The 14,081-nt window shown below is 66.8% G+C and carries 13 protein-coding genes and 1 pseudogene; 2 read left to right on the top strand and 12 right to left on the bottom strand.

Annotated features, from left to right (window positions below; genetic code table 11):
* Positions 1 to 14 precede the first annotated feature (14 nt).
* The 12 genes from ACFYZQ_RS27285 to ACFYZQ_RS27230 form a co-directional block, all read right to left on the bottom strand.
* Positions 15 to 1,145, bottom strand: coding sequence for an acyl-CoA dehydrogenase family protein (locus ACFYZQ_RS27285; protein WP_389152851.1), 1,131 nt, complete (start codon positions 1,143 to 1,145; stop codon positions 15 to 17).
* On the bottom strand, positions 1,135 to 2,181 hold the full coding sequence (locus tag ACFYZQ_RS27280; protein ID WP_389152848.1) for a ketoacyl-ACP synthase III family protein: 1,047 nt from the start codon (positions 2,179 to 2,181) through the stop codon (positions 1,135 to 1,137). The genes ACFYZQ_RS27285 and ACFYZQ_RS27280 overlap by 11 nt, the downstream gene beginning before the upstream one ends.
* A gap of 31 nt (positions 2,182 to 2,212) precedes the next feature.
* A complete protein-coding gene (locus ACFYZQ_RS27275) occupies positions 2,213 to 2,497 on the bottom strand; it encodes a phosphopantetheine-binding protein (RefSeq protein WP_389152845.1) in 285 nt (94 codons plus the stop codon).
* 40 nt (positions 2,498 to 2,537) lie between these two features.
* On the bottom strand, positions 2,538 to 3,734 hold the full coding sequence (locus ACFYZQ_RS27270; RefSeq protein WP_389152842.1) for a nucleotide disphospho-sugar-binding domain-containing protein: 1,197 nt from the start codon (positions 3,732 to 3,734) through the stop codon (positions 2,538 to 2,540).
* A gap of 13 nt (positions 3,735 to 3,747) precedes the next feature.
* Complete coding sequence (locus ACFYZQ_RS27265) at positions 3,748 to 5,337, bottom strand: class I adenylate-forming enzyme family protein (protein ID WP_389152839.1); 1,590 nt, start codon at positions 5,335 to 5,337, stop codon at positions 3,748 to 3,750.
* 6 nt (positions 5,338 to 5,343) lie between these two features.
* The gene (locus tag ACFYZQ_RS27260) at positions 5,344 to 6,081 is read right to left on the bottom strand and encodes an SDR family NAD(P)-dependent oxidoreductase (RefSeq protein ID WP_389152837.1); all 738 of its coding nucleotides are present in this window, start codon (positions 6,079 to 6,081) and stop codon (positions 5,344 to 5,346) included.
* Positions 6,078 to 6,809, bottom strand: a complete 732-nt coding sequence (fabG, locus tag ACFYZQ_RS27255; protein ID WP_389153103.1) for a 3-oxoacyl-ACP reductase FabG — start codon at positions 6,807 to 6,809, stop codon at positions 6,078 to 6,080. The genes ACFYZQ_RS27260 and fabG overlap by 4 nt, the downstream gene beginning before the upstream one ends.
* A gap of 201 nt (positions 6,810 to 7,010) precedes the next feature.
* Positions 7,011 to 8,234, bottom strand: a complete 1,224-nt coding sequence (locus tag ACFYZQ_RS27250) for a cytochrome P450 (RefSeq protein WP_389152834.1) — start codon at positions 8,232 to 8,234, stop codon at positions 7,011 to 7,013.
* Positions 8,235 to 8,237: 3 nt separating this feature from the next.
* Entirely contained in the window at positions 8,238 to 10,037 is a 1,800-nt protein-coding gene (locus tag ACFYZQ_RS27245; protein ID WP_389152831.1) for an amino acid adenylation domain-containing protein, read from the bottom strand.
* Positions 10,038 to 10,282: 245 nt separating this feature from the next.
* A complete protein-coding gene (locus ACFYZQ_RS27240) occupies positions 10,283 to 10,498 on the bottom strand; it encodes an MbtH family protein (protein ID WP_389152828.1) in 216 nt (71 codons plus the stop codon).
* 253 nt (positions 10,499 to 10,751) lie between these two features.
* Positions 10,752 to 11,711, bottom strand: a complete 960-nt coding sequence (locus ACFYZQ_RS27235) for a ParB N-terminal domain-containing protein (protein ID WP_389152825.1) — start codon at positions 11,709 to 11,711, stop codon at positions 10,752 to 10,754.
* A gap of 481 nt (positions 11,712 to 12,192) precedes the next feature.
* A complete protein-coding gene (locus tag ACFYZQ_RS27230) occupies positions 12,193 to 12,846 on the bottom strand; it encodes an LmbU family transcriptional regulator (protein ID WP_389153101.1) in 654 nt (217 codons plus the stop codon).
* Between the two features lie 419 nt (positions 12,847 to 13,265).
* Between ACFYZQ_RS27230 and ACFYZQ_RS27225 the strand changes: the two genes are divergently transcribed.
* Positions 13,266 to 13,406, top strand: coding sequence for a putative leader peptide (locus ACFYZQ_RS27225; protein ID WP_389153098.1), 141 nt, complete (start codon positions 13,266 to 13,268; stop codon positions 13,404 to 13,406).
* A 176-nt stretch (positions 13,407 to 13,582) separates the two neighbouring features.
* A pseudogene (locus ACFYZQ_RS27220) lies at positions 13,583 to 14,065 on the top strand (carboxylesterase family protein); the annotation flags it as partial.
* Positions 14,066 to 14,081 lie beyond the last annotated feature (16 nt).

Below are 14,081 nucleotides of genomic sequence, written 5' to 3'. Positions count from 1 at the left end.
TTTCGACCGACCGCTCATAACCCCATGCTCTTTGCGACAACCTCCCGTTGAATCTCCGTCGTCCCCGAGAAGATGTTCAGCGGTACGGCGTTCTGCAGCTGCTGGCCGATTCCGTCTGCTGCCAGATACCCTCGCGCGCCGAACACCTGTACCGCGTCCAGCGCGTTGGCCACGGCGGCCTCGGCGACTGCCGTCTTGGCCAATGCGGCCGCCTCCACGGCCGGCCGGCCTTGGTCGAGGTACCAGCACGCGCGGTACAGAAGCAGGCGGCTGGTCTCCAGCCTCAGTTTCATGGTGGCGAGCCGGTGGGAGATCGCCTGGAAGTTCCCGATGCTGCGGCCGAACTGCTTGCGGCTCTTGGCATGGTCCACGCACTGGGCCAGTTGGACCTCCATCGCACCCAGGTAGATCGCGGGCAGACAGGCGCGTTCCCAGGTCATGGAGCGTTGGAAGACGCTGTTCCCCTGGTTCTCGGAGCCCAGCAGACAGCGGCCGGGAACCCTGCAGTCAGTGAACTCGACCTGAGCGGCGGCACAGCCGTTCAACCCCATCTTGGCCAGCAGGGAATCGACCCGCAGGCCGAGCAGGGTTCGCGGCACCGCGAACGCCGACATCCCCAGGTAACCGGCGCTCGGTGCGGTGGCCGCGTAGGTGATGAAGACGTCGGCCAGCGGGGCGTTGCTGACGAAGGACTTCTTTCCGTTCAGGACGTAGCTGTCACTGTCCGCCACGGCTGTCGTGGTGAGTCTGCTCAGGTCCGATCCCGCATCGTCCTCCGTCATCGCGTTCGCCGCGATCACGGTTCCCGAGGCCATTCCCTGCAGCAGCTCGGCCCGCACCGGTTCGCCCGCGTGATCGGCCAGGACGGTACCGCAGGCAAGCAGGTGTGCCGCGATCCCGAAGGCGAGGCCGGTGTCCGCGCCACCGGCGCAGAACGCTTCGAGGCACAGCGCCGTGTCCAGAGCACCGAGCCCGCCGCCGCCGTGTTCCGTGGGCAGGCACAGGCCGGTCATGCCGAGTTCGGCCGCGGCCAGCCAACTGTCCCTGCCGGCGGTGCCGTCGGGTTCCGTGGCCGGCAGCTTGCCGGCGCCTGCGCGAATGTGGTCGACGCGCTGTTGCTGCTGTGGGCTGAGGTCAAAGTCCATCGGGCCGAGCCTCCTGGTTCCGAAAGGCGGCGGTGTCGAGGATTCGGATGACGGCCGCCTTGTACGTGACACCAGGCGAGGAACCGCACAGCAGCAGGTTGTCGCCGGGGCCGACCTCGCCCGTCGACAACAGGTGGTGCAGGGCGGCGAGATGGTCGCCGGCCCCGAGGTGGCCGGTTGTGCGGCTGAACTCCCAGGTCGAGCGTTCCAGCGAGAAACCGAGGATCTTCAAGTAGGAGGCGGCCGCCTGACGCGGCATGCTGTGGATCACGACGGTCTTGATGTCGCGGGCGTCAACACCGGCCTCGTGGAGCGCCTGGCCCACGCACTCCACACTGTGCTTCTGGTGGCCTAGGAGGAACTGTACCCAAGTGCCGTCATCGGTCGCCCTCTGCTGGAATCGTGCGGCTCTGGCACCGTAGTCCAGGAAGGTACCGGTGGTGGCGCCGGGCGGGAAGAGCGGCTCGCCTGCCCGGTGGACCTCCTCCATCCCGGAAAAGGTGGTGGTGCATATGGACAACAGCTCCGCGAACCCCGGGGAAGAACCCAGCACCACCGCGCCCGCGCCGTCACCCAGGTAGGCCAGCCCTTCGCCGGGGTTCCATCGGTCGATCAGCGGGGTGCCGAAGTTGTCACTGGCGGTGATCAGCACCCCGGCGGCATGAGCTGCGCATTTCACGTAGGGGACGGCCAACTCCAGCGCGCTGAAAGTCCCGTTGCAGCCATGCCTGAGTTCCACAGCGAGCAGATCGTCACCGAGCAGGTGCCGCTGGAGATAGTACTGCGGTCCCCATCCGTCGGGTCCCTGGTGCCAAACCCCGGTGTGGAGCAGCAGTCCGATGTCATCGGCGCTCAGTCCACTGCTGTTGAGGGCCTGGTGCGCGGCGATCAACGCGATTTCGGCAGGAGAGACGTCACCGGCGACGGACACGCCAGTGATCCCGGAGGCGTCAGCGGACTCCTTCGAGACGAGCCCCTGCCGGACTGCGGCATCGACGCTTTCCGTCTTGGGCCGGAAGACTCCGATCCCGGCCATGTACGTACCCGCTGTCCGCATGTGCCGCGCCCTATGCCTCGGCAGCGGCGGCGCCGCCGTCCCGTCGCAGGACAAGATCCGCGATGGAACGTAGCGAGATGGCTCCGCCCAGACGGGTGCCGGCCGTCCAGTCGATGTGGAATTCCCTGCCCACGTTCTCGAGCAGCAGCGCAAGCGTGAGCGAGTCCACCCCGAGGCTCGCCAGCGGGGCGGTGGCAGACACCGCCACACCCGCCGGCCGCTGATCCCAGACGTTGTTCAGCAGCGTTTCCAGGCGAGTAAGGACGTGCTCGGGCTCGGTGTGTCCAGTGACCATGTCGCGTAGTTCCCGTCGCTTGTGATGCCGAGGAGAAGAGTCAACTCTGCGACGCGTGCTGCGGTCGCAGGACATTCGGGGTGTGCTCGCGGACCAGGGCCATCAGGTCCTGGGCCACCTCTGTCGGTTTCGGTCGGCTCGCGTTCTCTTCGGCGAGTTGCGCTGAGATCGCCCGGTGCGGGCCGTCTTCGGTGAGCAGCGCGCAGGCTGCTGTGATCCGCGCCAGGTCATCGGTGTCGTGCGGCAGGCTCGTGCCCGCGCCGACCGCGGTGATCCGCTCCGCATTGGCGAAGTGGTCGGCGAAGTGCGGGACGACCAGTTGCGGCACGCCGAACGCCGCCGCCGCCATGGTGCTCCCGGAGCCACCGTGGTGCACGATCGCGGTGCAGGTCGGCAGCAAGTCGCACAGTGGGATCCTCGCGGCCCGCACGCCGCCCGGCAAGTGACCCAACAGCGACCGGTGGCTGTCGTCGATGGCGATGACCACCTCCTGGCCCAGCGCCACCAGTTCGTCCAGCAGCAGCCGCCACAGCGGTGCGACCCGCGGATCGCGCCGGGGCAGGGACGTGCCCAGGGTCAGGCATACCCGGGGCCGTGGCGGCGGCCCGGCCAGTAGCCAGTCGGGCACGACGGCGGGGCCGTTGTAGGGCACGTACCCCATGGGCGTGGTCGCCACCGCAGCCGAAGGCTGGAGACTGTCGGGGCACACGTCGATCGTCCTGGCCGGCTCTGCCAACGGGGGCAGCCCGAGTACCGCCAGTTCTGCGTCCAGGGCCGCGCCCGCGGCGCCCAGCAGTCGCTCCGGCGGGATCAGGCCGTAGGAATGCCGCACCCAGGGCACGCCGGCGATCGTCGCCGCGGCCGGCCCGGCCAGCTCCATGGGTTCGGCAACCACCAGGTCCGGGTGCCACGCGTCGACGAGTGCACGGACGGCGGGCAGCGCTCGGACACCGATCTGGGCGCACCGGTGGCCGGTCCTCTCAGCCGGGCTCACCGGACCGCCGGAGAGGCCGGACAGGCCGGAGAGGCCGGAGAGGCCGACCGGTTTGAACAGCTCGACCGGGTCAACAGGGTCCCGTACGGCCGCGGCAGGCAGTCCGGCTCCGGTCACCACTGGGAGAAACTCACGGTCGGTGGCGACCAGCACGGTGTGCCCGGCCGCCTGTAGCGCCCAGGCGAGCGGCACCATGGGAAACAGGTGGCCGATACCGGGCAGGCTCGTGAACAGCACTCTCATCGAATGACTCACCTCACCTGTCCACCAGCACGTCCGGGCCCTCACCGCGAGCCTCGGCGCTGACCTCGCGGATCCGCAGCCGATCCGTCTTCCCGGTGTTGTTGATCGGGAACTGCCGCCAGCGCACGAACCGGACCGGAGCGTGCGTCGGGGTCATGGCCTGCGCGACGTGGTCGCGCAGAGCGGCGAAACTCGGGCCGTCCTCGTTACTGAGCACGACAGCGGCGTGCAGCTCCTCGATCAGGTCCGGCCCGCGGTGGCCGTACACGCACGCATCCACCACGCCGGGACAGCCGACGAGCACCTTCTCCACCTCGGTCGGACTGACTCGCGTGTCCTGCACTTTGACCATCTCGTGCATCCGGCCGAACAGCCGCACGTACCCGCGTTCGTCGACGGAGCCCATGTCTCCGGTATGCACCCAGCCGTCCCGGACCACCCGCGCGGTGCCCTCGGGATCGCCGATGTAGCCGGCCATATTGTTCGGGCTGCGCACCACCACCTCGCCGATCTGGTTGACCGGCAGGTCTCGTCCTGTTTCCGGGTCGCGGATCGCGATGGTGATCCCCGGCATCGGCCGGCCCACGGTGGCCAGCAGTTCAGGATGGTCGTGGTCGTCCTCACGGAGCATCGCGATCCGGCCGGTCTCGGTGGAACCGTAGGACTGGCACAGCACACCGGGAAACACAGTGGCCGCCTCCCGCAGGCGTTCCGGCGATGCGGGACAGCCGACATACACCAGGTGTTGCAGCGAAGACAGGTCCGTGGTGCGAACATCGGGATGGTTGAGGATCGCGTACAACTGCGGCACACCCATGAATGTGTCGGTGACCTTGTGCGTCACGACATCTCGCAGGAAGTCGGCGGGGTCGAACCTCTCACGCAGCAGCACGCCGCCGCCGGCGGCCAGCGCTATGTCGACGACCATACCTACTGTGTGGCTCACGGCGGTCATCGCCAGATAGGTCTGCCGCGGCCGGGGCTGCCCGGCCAGGCCGACCACGGTCGCGTTCCACGACCCGAACGGTTTGCACACGCCCTTGGGCTGGCCGGTGGTGCCGCTGGTGTAGAGCACCATTGCCAGCTCGGGTGTTTCGGCCGGGAATTCCACCGCCACGTCCTCGACCGGCCGGCCGTCGGCGGTCACCGTGCCGGACGCCGGATGACCGAGGCCGCACAGCACGAGCTTGTCCGGAACCGTCTCGCGGATGGTCTCGGCGAGCTGAGCGTTACGCTCGTCGAAAACCAGTACAGATGCGCCTGCTTCACGCATCATTCGGACCCGGGTGGTGACCGGCAGGTCGTGGGTCACGGTGCCGTGGTTGGCGCCGGTTATGTACACGACCGATGCGCCCAGCAGGTGTGCGGCATAGCGGACGATCAGCATCCATGGGCTGTTCACCTGGGTAAGGATGGCCACCGCGTGGTCGCGTGCCACACCTGCCTCGCGCAGTGCCGTCGCCACCCGCCGTACCGATCGGTGGAGCTCCGTGCCGGTGATGACCGTGTCCCGCCACCGGACAACCGGTCGCGCGCCGTTCCGGGCCGCCTCATCGAGGATGCGGGTGACGTAGTGCTCCGGTCCGTGGTCCCTGTTCGCCACCAGTGACTACCTTTCGCGAAGTAGAGGTACTCCCGCTTGGGCAGCGGCGAGGTAGATCTCCTGTCCGGTGATTCCGACAGCCTGCTCGTCGACCAGGAACTCCGTCACGTGCGCGACCCCCTCCGCGTAGGAGCCCGTGCTGTCGTTGACCGCCGGTTGGTGCGCCGGGGCCCGGCTGTCGACCGCGCTGTGGGCCGGCGCGATGAGGTTCACGGTGATACCGGACCTCGTCAGCTCCAGCGCCGCGGACCGGGTGAAGCCGATCAACCCGGCCAGCACCGGCTGGGAGGTGCGCCAGGCGTTTTCGCCCACGTCGACCGGCTCGGTGACGATGATGATCCGTCCCCGCCGGTGGCGCAGGAGTTGGCCGGCCCCGGCCTGGGAACATACAAAGGCCGAGCGCAGCGCCCGTCGTACCACGCCATAGCGCTCTTCGTCCGCGAGTTCGTCCTCTGGCAACCCGTCCGGCACCGGACCCGGTTCGACGCAGGTGACCAGCACGGCGGGGCTGCTCAGCGTGGAGCGCACCTGACCGAAAGCGGCACCGACCGACCTGGCGTCGGTCAACTCGGCCTCCACCGTGACGCACCGCCTGCCGGACTCCTCGATCCGCCTGACGGTTTTGTCGGCCGCCGTGAACTCGGTGTCCAGCAGGGCGACGTCGAAGCCCCGCGCCGCCAGCCTGAGCGCGACCGCGAGCCCCGTGTGCTCGCTGCCGCCGGCCACGACCGCGACTCCTGTCATCGCCGACCGCCTTCGACGTGGATGGTCTCTCCGGTGAGGTAGCCCGATTCCGGCCGGGTGACGAATGCCACCACCGCGGCGATTTCCTCAGGCGTCCCGATCCGGCCCACGGCCGAGGACATCGCCGCCTCCAGCAGGACGGTGTCCCGATCCACACCGAGCCGTTCGGTCAGCTCGTCCACCATCGGCGTGGCCACGAAGCCCGGTGCGATCGAGTTGACCGTCACCCCGTGAGGACCGAATTCGGCCGCGAGCGTGCGGGTGAATCCGGCAATCGCGCCCTTCGCGGTCGCATAGTTGGTCTGACCGGCGTTGCCGCGCGCGGCAACAGAGCTGAAGTTGATGATCCGGCCGTGCCCCTGCCGGCGCATGTGCCTGCCGACCGCGAACGAACATCGCATGGTGCCGCCGAGGTTGACGTCCAGGACCCTGTCCCACTCCTGGTCGCTCATGGTGAGCAGCAGCCGGTCCTGGGTGACCCCGGCGCAGTTCACCAGCACGTCGAGGTGACCGAACTCCTCGACGGCCGAGGCGACGGTGGCCGTCACCGCGTGAGCTACGGTGACGTCGCAGCCGAGCCCGCTGGCCCGTCCGCCGGCCGCGCGGATGGCCGAGACGGTGGCTGTGGTGTCCTGTTCCACGCGGTCCACGACGATCACCGTCATGCCCTCCGAGGCAAGGCGCTCGGCCGTGGCCGCGCCGATGCCCCGGCCGGCTCCGGTGACCATCGCGACCGGCTCGCAAGCCACCGCTGATGCGGCGGGCCCGGTCGTCGGGTCGCGCTCCGCGGTCGGCGCGCCGACCGATTCCCCTCGATGTACGCAAGGGCAGGCTGCCGGGCGATCTGAGCAGAACTCGGCGCCTCGCCCCTCCTCGAATGCGTCGGCCGCGTAGACAGTGCTCATCAGGTGCACGTCCCCCCGGGGGCTTCAGGCCGTGATCTCGATCGGCAGTGAGCTCATGCCGTGCAAGATGCTGGAGTAGATCCACCGCTCTTCGCCGATCTGCTCCAAGCCGCCCACCAGCCGGCGTAACCCGTCGAGCACGGCGTAGACCTCCATCCGGCCGAGGTAGTGGCCGAGGCAGTAGTGCGAGCCGTAGGCGAAGGTGAAGTGCTTGTTCGGGGTGCGGGCGAGCTTGAACTCGTCCGGCGCGTCGAAGACGGTCTCGTCCCGGTTGGCTGAGGAGATCCACACGCTGACCACATCGCCGGCCCTGATCTGCTGGCCGTTGATCACAACGTCTCCGGTTGCCTTCCGACCACCGTGCAGCGACGGCACGGTCCACCGCAGTGCCTCTTCGGTCGCCGTCTTCAGATCGACATCGCCATTCTTCAGGGCTCGCCACTGGTCGGGATTCTCGATCAGCGCGAGGACCGTGCCGGTGATGGCGTGTCTGCCGGTCTCGTCGCCGCCGATCATCAGCCCGTAGCAGTTGGATATCTGCTCGGCTGCATTGAGCGGATCGCCGTCGATCCGGCAATTCGCCAACAGGCTGACCATGTCGTCCCGGTCACCACCACGACGCTCCTTGAGCAGTTTGCTGAAATACAGGAGGATCTCGTTCTTGGCGACCCAACTCTCCGCGGGAGGTTCGTCCGCGTAGTCCGTGCTCCACGCGTGCGCGGTCAAGCCGAGCAAGTATTCCCGGTCGGCCTGGGGAATTGCCAACAGGTCGCAGATGGCTCCCAGCGGCACTTTCGCCGAGAGGTCCCGCGCGGCATCGCATTCGCCTCGATCCAGCGCTGCCAGCAGCAGCCCGTCAACGGTTTCCCGCAGCGAGTTGGCGATCAGGTCGAGCATCTGCGGTGAAAAGCCCTTGGACAACACGTTGCGCACCTGGTGGTGGCGCACACCGTCGGTGACCGCGAGCATGGCACCCGAGGCCGAGTCACCGCCGGTGAGCAGGGTGGCCAGCGCGTTACCGTTCTCCGTGGTGAAGTGCGCCTTGTCCTTGTACACCTCGTTCACGTCGTCATACCGGCTGATCACCCAGAAGCCGGGCTGCTCACCCCGTGGCTGCTGCCAGTACATCGGCCGATTGGCCCGCAGGTGGCGGAAGACCTCATCGAGCTCGTACTCGGCGTGCAGAATGGGCGAGGCCAGGTCGATCTCCTCGAGCTCGTCGGGGGACACCGTGGGACGGGTGCTCATCTCTCACTCCTCGAGGGTCGCTATCGCGGCCAACTGCTCGATGGTCGGATGGTCGATCACGGACCTCGGCAAGAGCACCAGGCCGGCTTCCTGCGCTCGCTGAATGAGGTCGACAGCCTGGATGCTGTTCCCGCCCAGTTCGAAGAAGTTACTGCGCACGTCGATTTCGCCGGAGCCGAACAGGTCCCGGAAGATATCGAAGAGGATCTTCTCGGCAGAAGTGCGCGGTTCCTGACCGGCGGGCCGGGTGGTCTTGATCGGCGGCAGCGTGGCTCGGTCTGTCTTTCCGCTGGGAGTCAGAGGAATGGCGTCGACGGTCGCGTAGATCGACGGCACCATGTAGTCGGGCAGGAAGCGGCCGGCGTGCTCACGCAGTTCGTCCGCTGCGGGCGTGGTGCCGTGCGTCGGCACCACATAGGCCAGCAGTTGCGGCCCCTCGTCTTCCCCGGCCCGCAGCACGGCCACCGCCTGCCCCACATCCGGATGTTGGCTGAGCACGGACTCCACCTCTCCGAGCTCGATGCGGAATCCGCGCAGTTCGACCTGGTCGTCCCTCCGGCCGTGGAACAGGATGTCGCCGTCGGCCCGCATGGAGGCCAGATCACCGGTGCGGTACATCCGTTCGCCGTCGGCGGCGAAGGGATTGGCCACGAACGCCTGCGCGGTCAAATCAGGGCGGTTGAGGTAGCCTCGCGCGAGCCCGGCACCGCTGAGGTACAACTCGCCGATTTCTCCGACCGCGACCGGTAGTAGTGCGGCGTCGAGGATGTGCACGGACACGCCCGGAATCGGCCGGCCGATAGTGACCTCGTCCGTCGGGGTCAGCGGGCCGGTCATGGTCGCGCACACGGTGCACTCGGTCGGACCGTAGGCGTTGACCAAGAGGCGGCCTGGTGCCCACTGGTCCACCAGTCCGGCCGGGCACGCCTCGCCGGCCACCACCAGCACGCGTAGGTCCGGCGCCGCGTCCGGGGACATGGTCGCGACTGCGGCAGGCGGCAGCACCGCGTGGCTGACCTGGCCCTCCTGCAGGGCCTTTTCCAGCGGGTCACCGGCCAGTGTGTCCGATCGCGGTACCACCAAAGTGGCACCGGAGGTGAAAGCGGCCAGCAGCTCGGTCAAATAGGCGTCAAAGCTCGGCGAGGCGAACTGGAGCACCCGGCTGTCCTCGGTGACCTGCATCGTGGCGACCTTGGCCGCGGCCAAGGCGGGCAACCCGGCACCGGTCAGAGCGACACCTTTCGGTCGACCAGTCGAGCCCGAGGTGTAGATCACGTACGCCAGGTTTGTCGCGGCGAGTGGGCCACCACGTTCGTCCTCAGTCACGTCGGTCTCGGGCAGTGCGTCGAGCGTGGCGGTCTGCTTTTGCGAGTCCAGCACAAGCTGCGGCACCCCGATGTCAGCAGGCAGCTTCGGGAGAGCGGTACCGATGGTGCACAGCAATGCGGGCTCGGCATCAGCGAGCACGTAGGAAATCCGCTGCTGCGGGTGGTTGACGTCCACCGGCAGGAACGCCGCCCCGGCCTTGGCCACGGCGAGCACGCTGATCACCATTCGACTGGATCGGGGCAGCGCCAGTGCCACCACACGGCCCGGGCCCACCCCCTCGCTGAGCAGCAGTCGGGCCAGCTGGTTCGCCCTGGCGTTGACCTCGTCGTAGGACAGGATCTCGCTGTCCGAGACAATCGCCGGACTGCTCGGCCGACTGCGTACCGTCCGCTCCCACAGTTCGGCCAGCGTGGCCGATGCCGTCCTGGTTGTCGCCGACCGATCAGAAGCCTTGTTCAGACCCTTGGAGAACAAACCGCCCCCTGTTGAATGTCAGCATGGGTGTACCACCGTCAAGCCTCCATGCCATCGGAACATAATCCCCAGACAGCCGAAAGGAATTGCTGCACGAACAGGTGACTTCCGAGATAGCTTACCGATATCTATCTCGACGACACTCCAAGCGCTGGGAAGGCATGCATCGAATGCTTCGCGTCCCTGTCCGGAGGCCCGGCCGAGCACGACCGGCGGTCGCAGTTCGACTCTTGCACGAGCGGTGCCTACTCGTCACCCATCGCCGGCTGCAGGCTCAACGGTCGCATGTCTGTCCAATGCTGATTGACGTAATCGAGGCACTCTTGCCGCGACGCCTCATCGAGAATGACGGTCCACCCCTTGGGAAGAGCAGCGAACGAAGGCCACAGAGAATGCTGCCCCTCATCATTGACCAGGACCAGGTAGACGCCGTTCTCGTCCTCGAACGGGTTCGTCGCCATTACATGCGCCTCCATAGATATCATGTCGGTCCGGCAGGCAGGCGTATCGGACTGCCGCAACCTCGAAAAGGGCGTTGCGGAGAATACTCATCTGCCTTCTCGAACACCACCGCCACGGCACGTTCACGTACCTCACGAGAGCGTCTCGGGGACCGAGCCGTCTCTCCGTCGTCTTCATTGTGTGGTGGTGTTCAACCGTATGGTTCGAGCAGTTGAACGTCCCGCAGCCACCGGATCAGACCGCGTTTCTCCATCAGGCGGTGTCTCGGCCCGCGAGCTGGTCGGCCAGATGTTGCCATGCGGCGGCGCACTCGCGGGCCATGTCGATCACCATGACACGACAGTGTTCCGGCACGCTGTCCGCGATCTGGGCGATCTGCTCGACGCTGCCCGGGGCGGCGCCGCCGAGCAAGCGGAGCAAGCGTCGGCCGACGTCGGTGAACCGCAGTGATGGGTTGTTGCGCAGGCTCTGCAGCACGCGGCTGTAGTCCGGACTGGTGCGCTGCGTCACCGCGACCGGGCGTGGTTTCATGGCTGCCTGCTGCAGGGCGGTCATTGCCGGCTCGCCTCGCCGCAATCTGGCGCGCACTTTGCTGGCGGTGCCCACCGAGATCCGCGCTGCTTTGGCCAGTTCGCGAACCGACACGTTCGGGTTCTGGGCCAGCAGATCACTCGCACGCCGGCGTCCTTCCGTGCCGTCCTTGGGTCGAGTCCGGCCATCCTGCCCGATTCTACGCTCGAGCGTGCCGGCGATGGATGGCGATCTCAAAGACGCGACAGTGCTGGCCGCCAATCCAGTGGTCCGTGCGATCTTGCGGTCGGACCAGTGCGGGTGCAGATCCATGATCCGCGCGGCGGCAGATTTGCGCTCAGCCATCGTCAACGGCAGGCCGTGCGCACGGTTCAACTCAACCGCGAGGACAAACACATCGGCTGAGGAACCATCGACGAAAACGGCCTCGATCCATTCGTCGCCACGGAAATGAGCTGCCCGCAGTCTGTGCATCCCATCGATGACCCGCCGTGTCTCACGGTGTACGACGATCGGCGGCAGGACCTCCTCCGTTTCGACCAGTGCACGAACGTGTTCGGCACTTTCGTCGGACCGCAGTAGTTCAGACGGCGGCAATAACGAACCGATCGGAACCCGTTCCCCTTTTCCGATTGCTTCAGGTGAAATCGCCGCCATCTCCTCATCACCGCTGTTACTCACATGACCCCCGCAGGACATAATGATCTGGCCAGACGCAGATCTTGACCAGGCTCAGCAGCATCAAAGCACGTTCATCGCTCATTTCAACGACTACCCGATTTGCTCGATTCGGTCCGCGTCCGGATCGATCACGGCCATGCCTGACGTATGCGCATGCGCACGGTGTGCGGATCGTCGGCTCTACCCGGCGCGGCCTGTGGGTGGTCGACGGCGAGACCATCGCCGACCGTCCCCGTTCGCCGATTCTAAGTCACGGACATCGGCGCCCTGAAGTTCATCGGCGCCGTGCAACTCGAGTTCTTCGCGCACCGGTGTTGCGCGAGTGCTCACCGAGAGGGGTGTGCCGCGTGGTGAACGGAAGGCCGGATTCGAGGAATTCGCCCCTCGACTGGTGAGGCGTGACCACCGAAGGGCCCACCACTTCCGCAAAGCCCACCACTTCCGCCGGTCCACCGCTTCCGGCGGTTCCTCGGCCGTCCCATCAAATCGCCTCGTCGACGACGAGCAAGATCCAGTCCGTCAGAGTCAGATTGCTCCCCCGCGCCGCCTCTCTCCACCGTTCGAGACGTAACTCGTCCAATTGAAGGCTGAGCTGAACCTGGCGCCGGAGATCATCTTCTTCGCCCGATATACTGGCCCGGATCTGTTTGCGCAGCTGGTTCCTCGACCAGTTCAGTCGGACTGCGAAGTCGAGCCAGTGATCCTGTTCGGCTTCCGAGAGAGATGCTACTTCCATGTGATGTTGGAACGTGAGGCTGTCTCGCCGGCGGGACGGCTCGAATTTTCTCGCCACCCAGGCATAATTTCGCAGCGTTTGGTAGTCGAGCTTGGTCTTCTCCATCGCCCGGCGGTATCGGTCACCATACTGGTTCTGCCCGAACACCAACCAATCACCGATCCACCAGGCCGACGAGTCGCACACCGCGAGGATCCTTCCGCCGAGGCGGCACCATGCCTCCAGGGAGATGTCTTGCGGGATCTGAAGCCTGGTCTTCTCGGCCGAAACCTCAAGACCGAGATACGAGGCGTGGCTTGATTGCCTGCTGTCAACGGGGGTCGCTTCCCCTGCGGTCGGTCTCCTCGGAGTGGCCCCGCACCCCTCAGCCTTCGAAGCTGTCTGACCAGACGCGACCACGTTGCCTCCCGTTTCCGTCGTCAGGACAAGCAAGTCGGCGCAGCCTGGTCCATCTCAGACATGCTGCTTCGACCGACCGGACGTCAGATTACTGACTTTTGCCCATTCATGAGGAGCCATCAGCTCGCCGACGCGAGTTCGGCCACCATCGGACCTGCCCGTCCTCCCCTCCCCTCCCCCGGCGGCCCGCCGATCAGGACTTGGAGGACATCGCGCGCCCCGAGCCTGGGCCGGGAAGGGATCGACAGTGGTGGCCTGGATGCAGGAAACCGAGCTCCACATGTTCGACTCGGCCTGCCTATCTGACGGCGTGTCAGACAGCACCTCACGTGTCGATTCAGCGACCGGCCGGCTCCGGCTTCGAGGTCCGGATGGACGGGAACCGGTCATGGGATCACAGGTGACGTGGACGGCGTGTGATGTGGCCAGGCCCAGAGCCTGCTTCGAACCGAGAGTGCGGAGCACGCATACTTTCAGCCATGACAGCTGCCGCCGCCCTTCTCGTGGGACGTCCGCACGTCGACCTGTGCCGTCAGTCCAGCGCCGTCTGTTGCCGCTGACCGTCCGCCATTCGGTGTCCGACCCGTCAGAGCGAGGAACCCCGTACGGAAAACGGTAGTTGATGCGTCCTGGCGGCGAGTTCGGGTGTCACCTGGTGACCACCAGGTGACCGCTGTCCGCCGGACGATTTGTCGCCTCGCCCGACAGGGGTGACTGGCTGGAGGCGGACAGCGGGATGGGCGAGGACTGCCTCAACCTGAACGTGTGGGCCCCCGAGCGGCCGGCCGGCGAGGCACTGCCGGTGGCCGTGTACATCCACGGCGGCTGATTCGAGTACGGCGCGAACACACAGATCACCTCGAACGCCTCCGGTCTCGCCGCGTCGGGGCGTGCGGTGGGCGTGTCGGTCAACTACCGGCTCGGCGCCCTGGGCGCGGTCTCGCTGTCGCAGTACGGCGGCGCTCTCACCGAGGCCAGCAACCTCTGTCTGCAGGACGTTATCGCCGCGCTGACCTGGATCAAGCAGAATATCGCCTACTTCGGCGGCGACCCCGACAACGTCACCGTCTACGGCCACAGCGCCGGCGCCTTTTCCGCCTTCGGGCTGCTCGGTGCCCCCGCCGCCAACGGCCTGTACCGGCGCCTGGCCGGTTTCTCCGGAGGCCCCTCGCGTATCCAGCCGGTCTGGTGGGTCGAGGAACTCGCGCACCGGTTCGTCACCGAACTCGGTGTCG

Origin of the sequence: Streptomyces sp. NPDC001843 (assembly GCF_042891955.1) — a bacterium.
In the GTDB taxonomy this organism is placed as follows: domain Bacteria; phylum Actinomycetota; class Actinomycetes; order Streptomycetales; family Streptomycetaceae; genus Streptomyces.
This window is presented reverse-complemented; position numbering and strand designations above follow the sequence as displayed.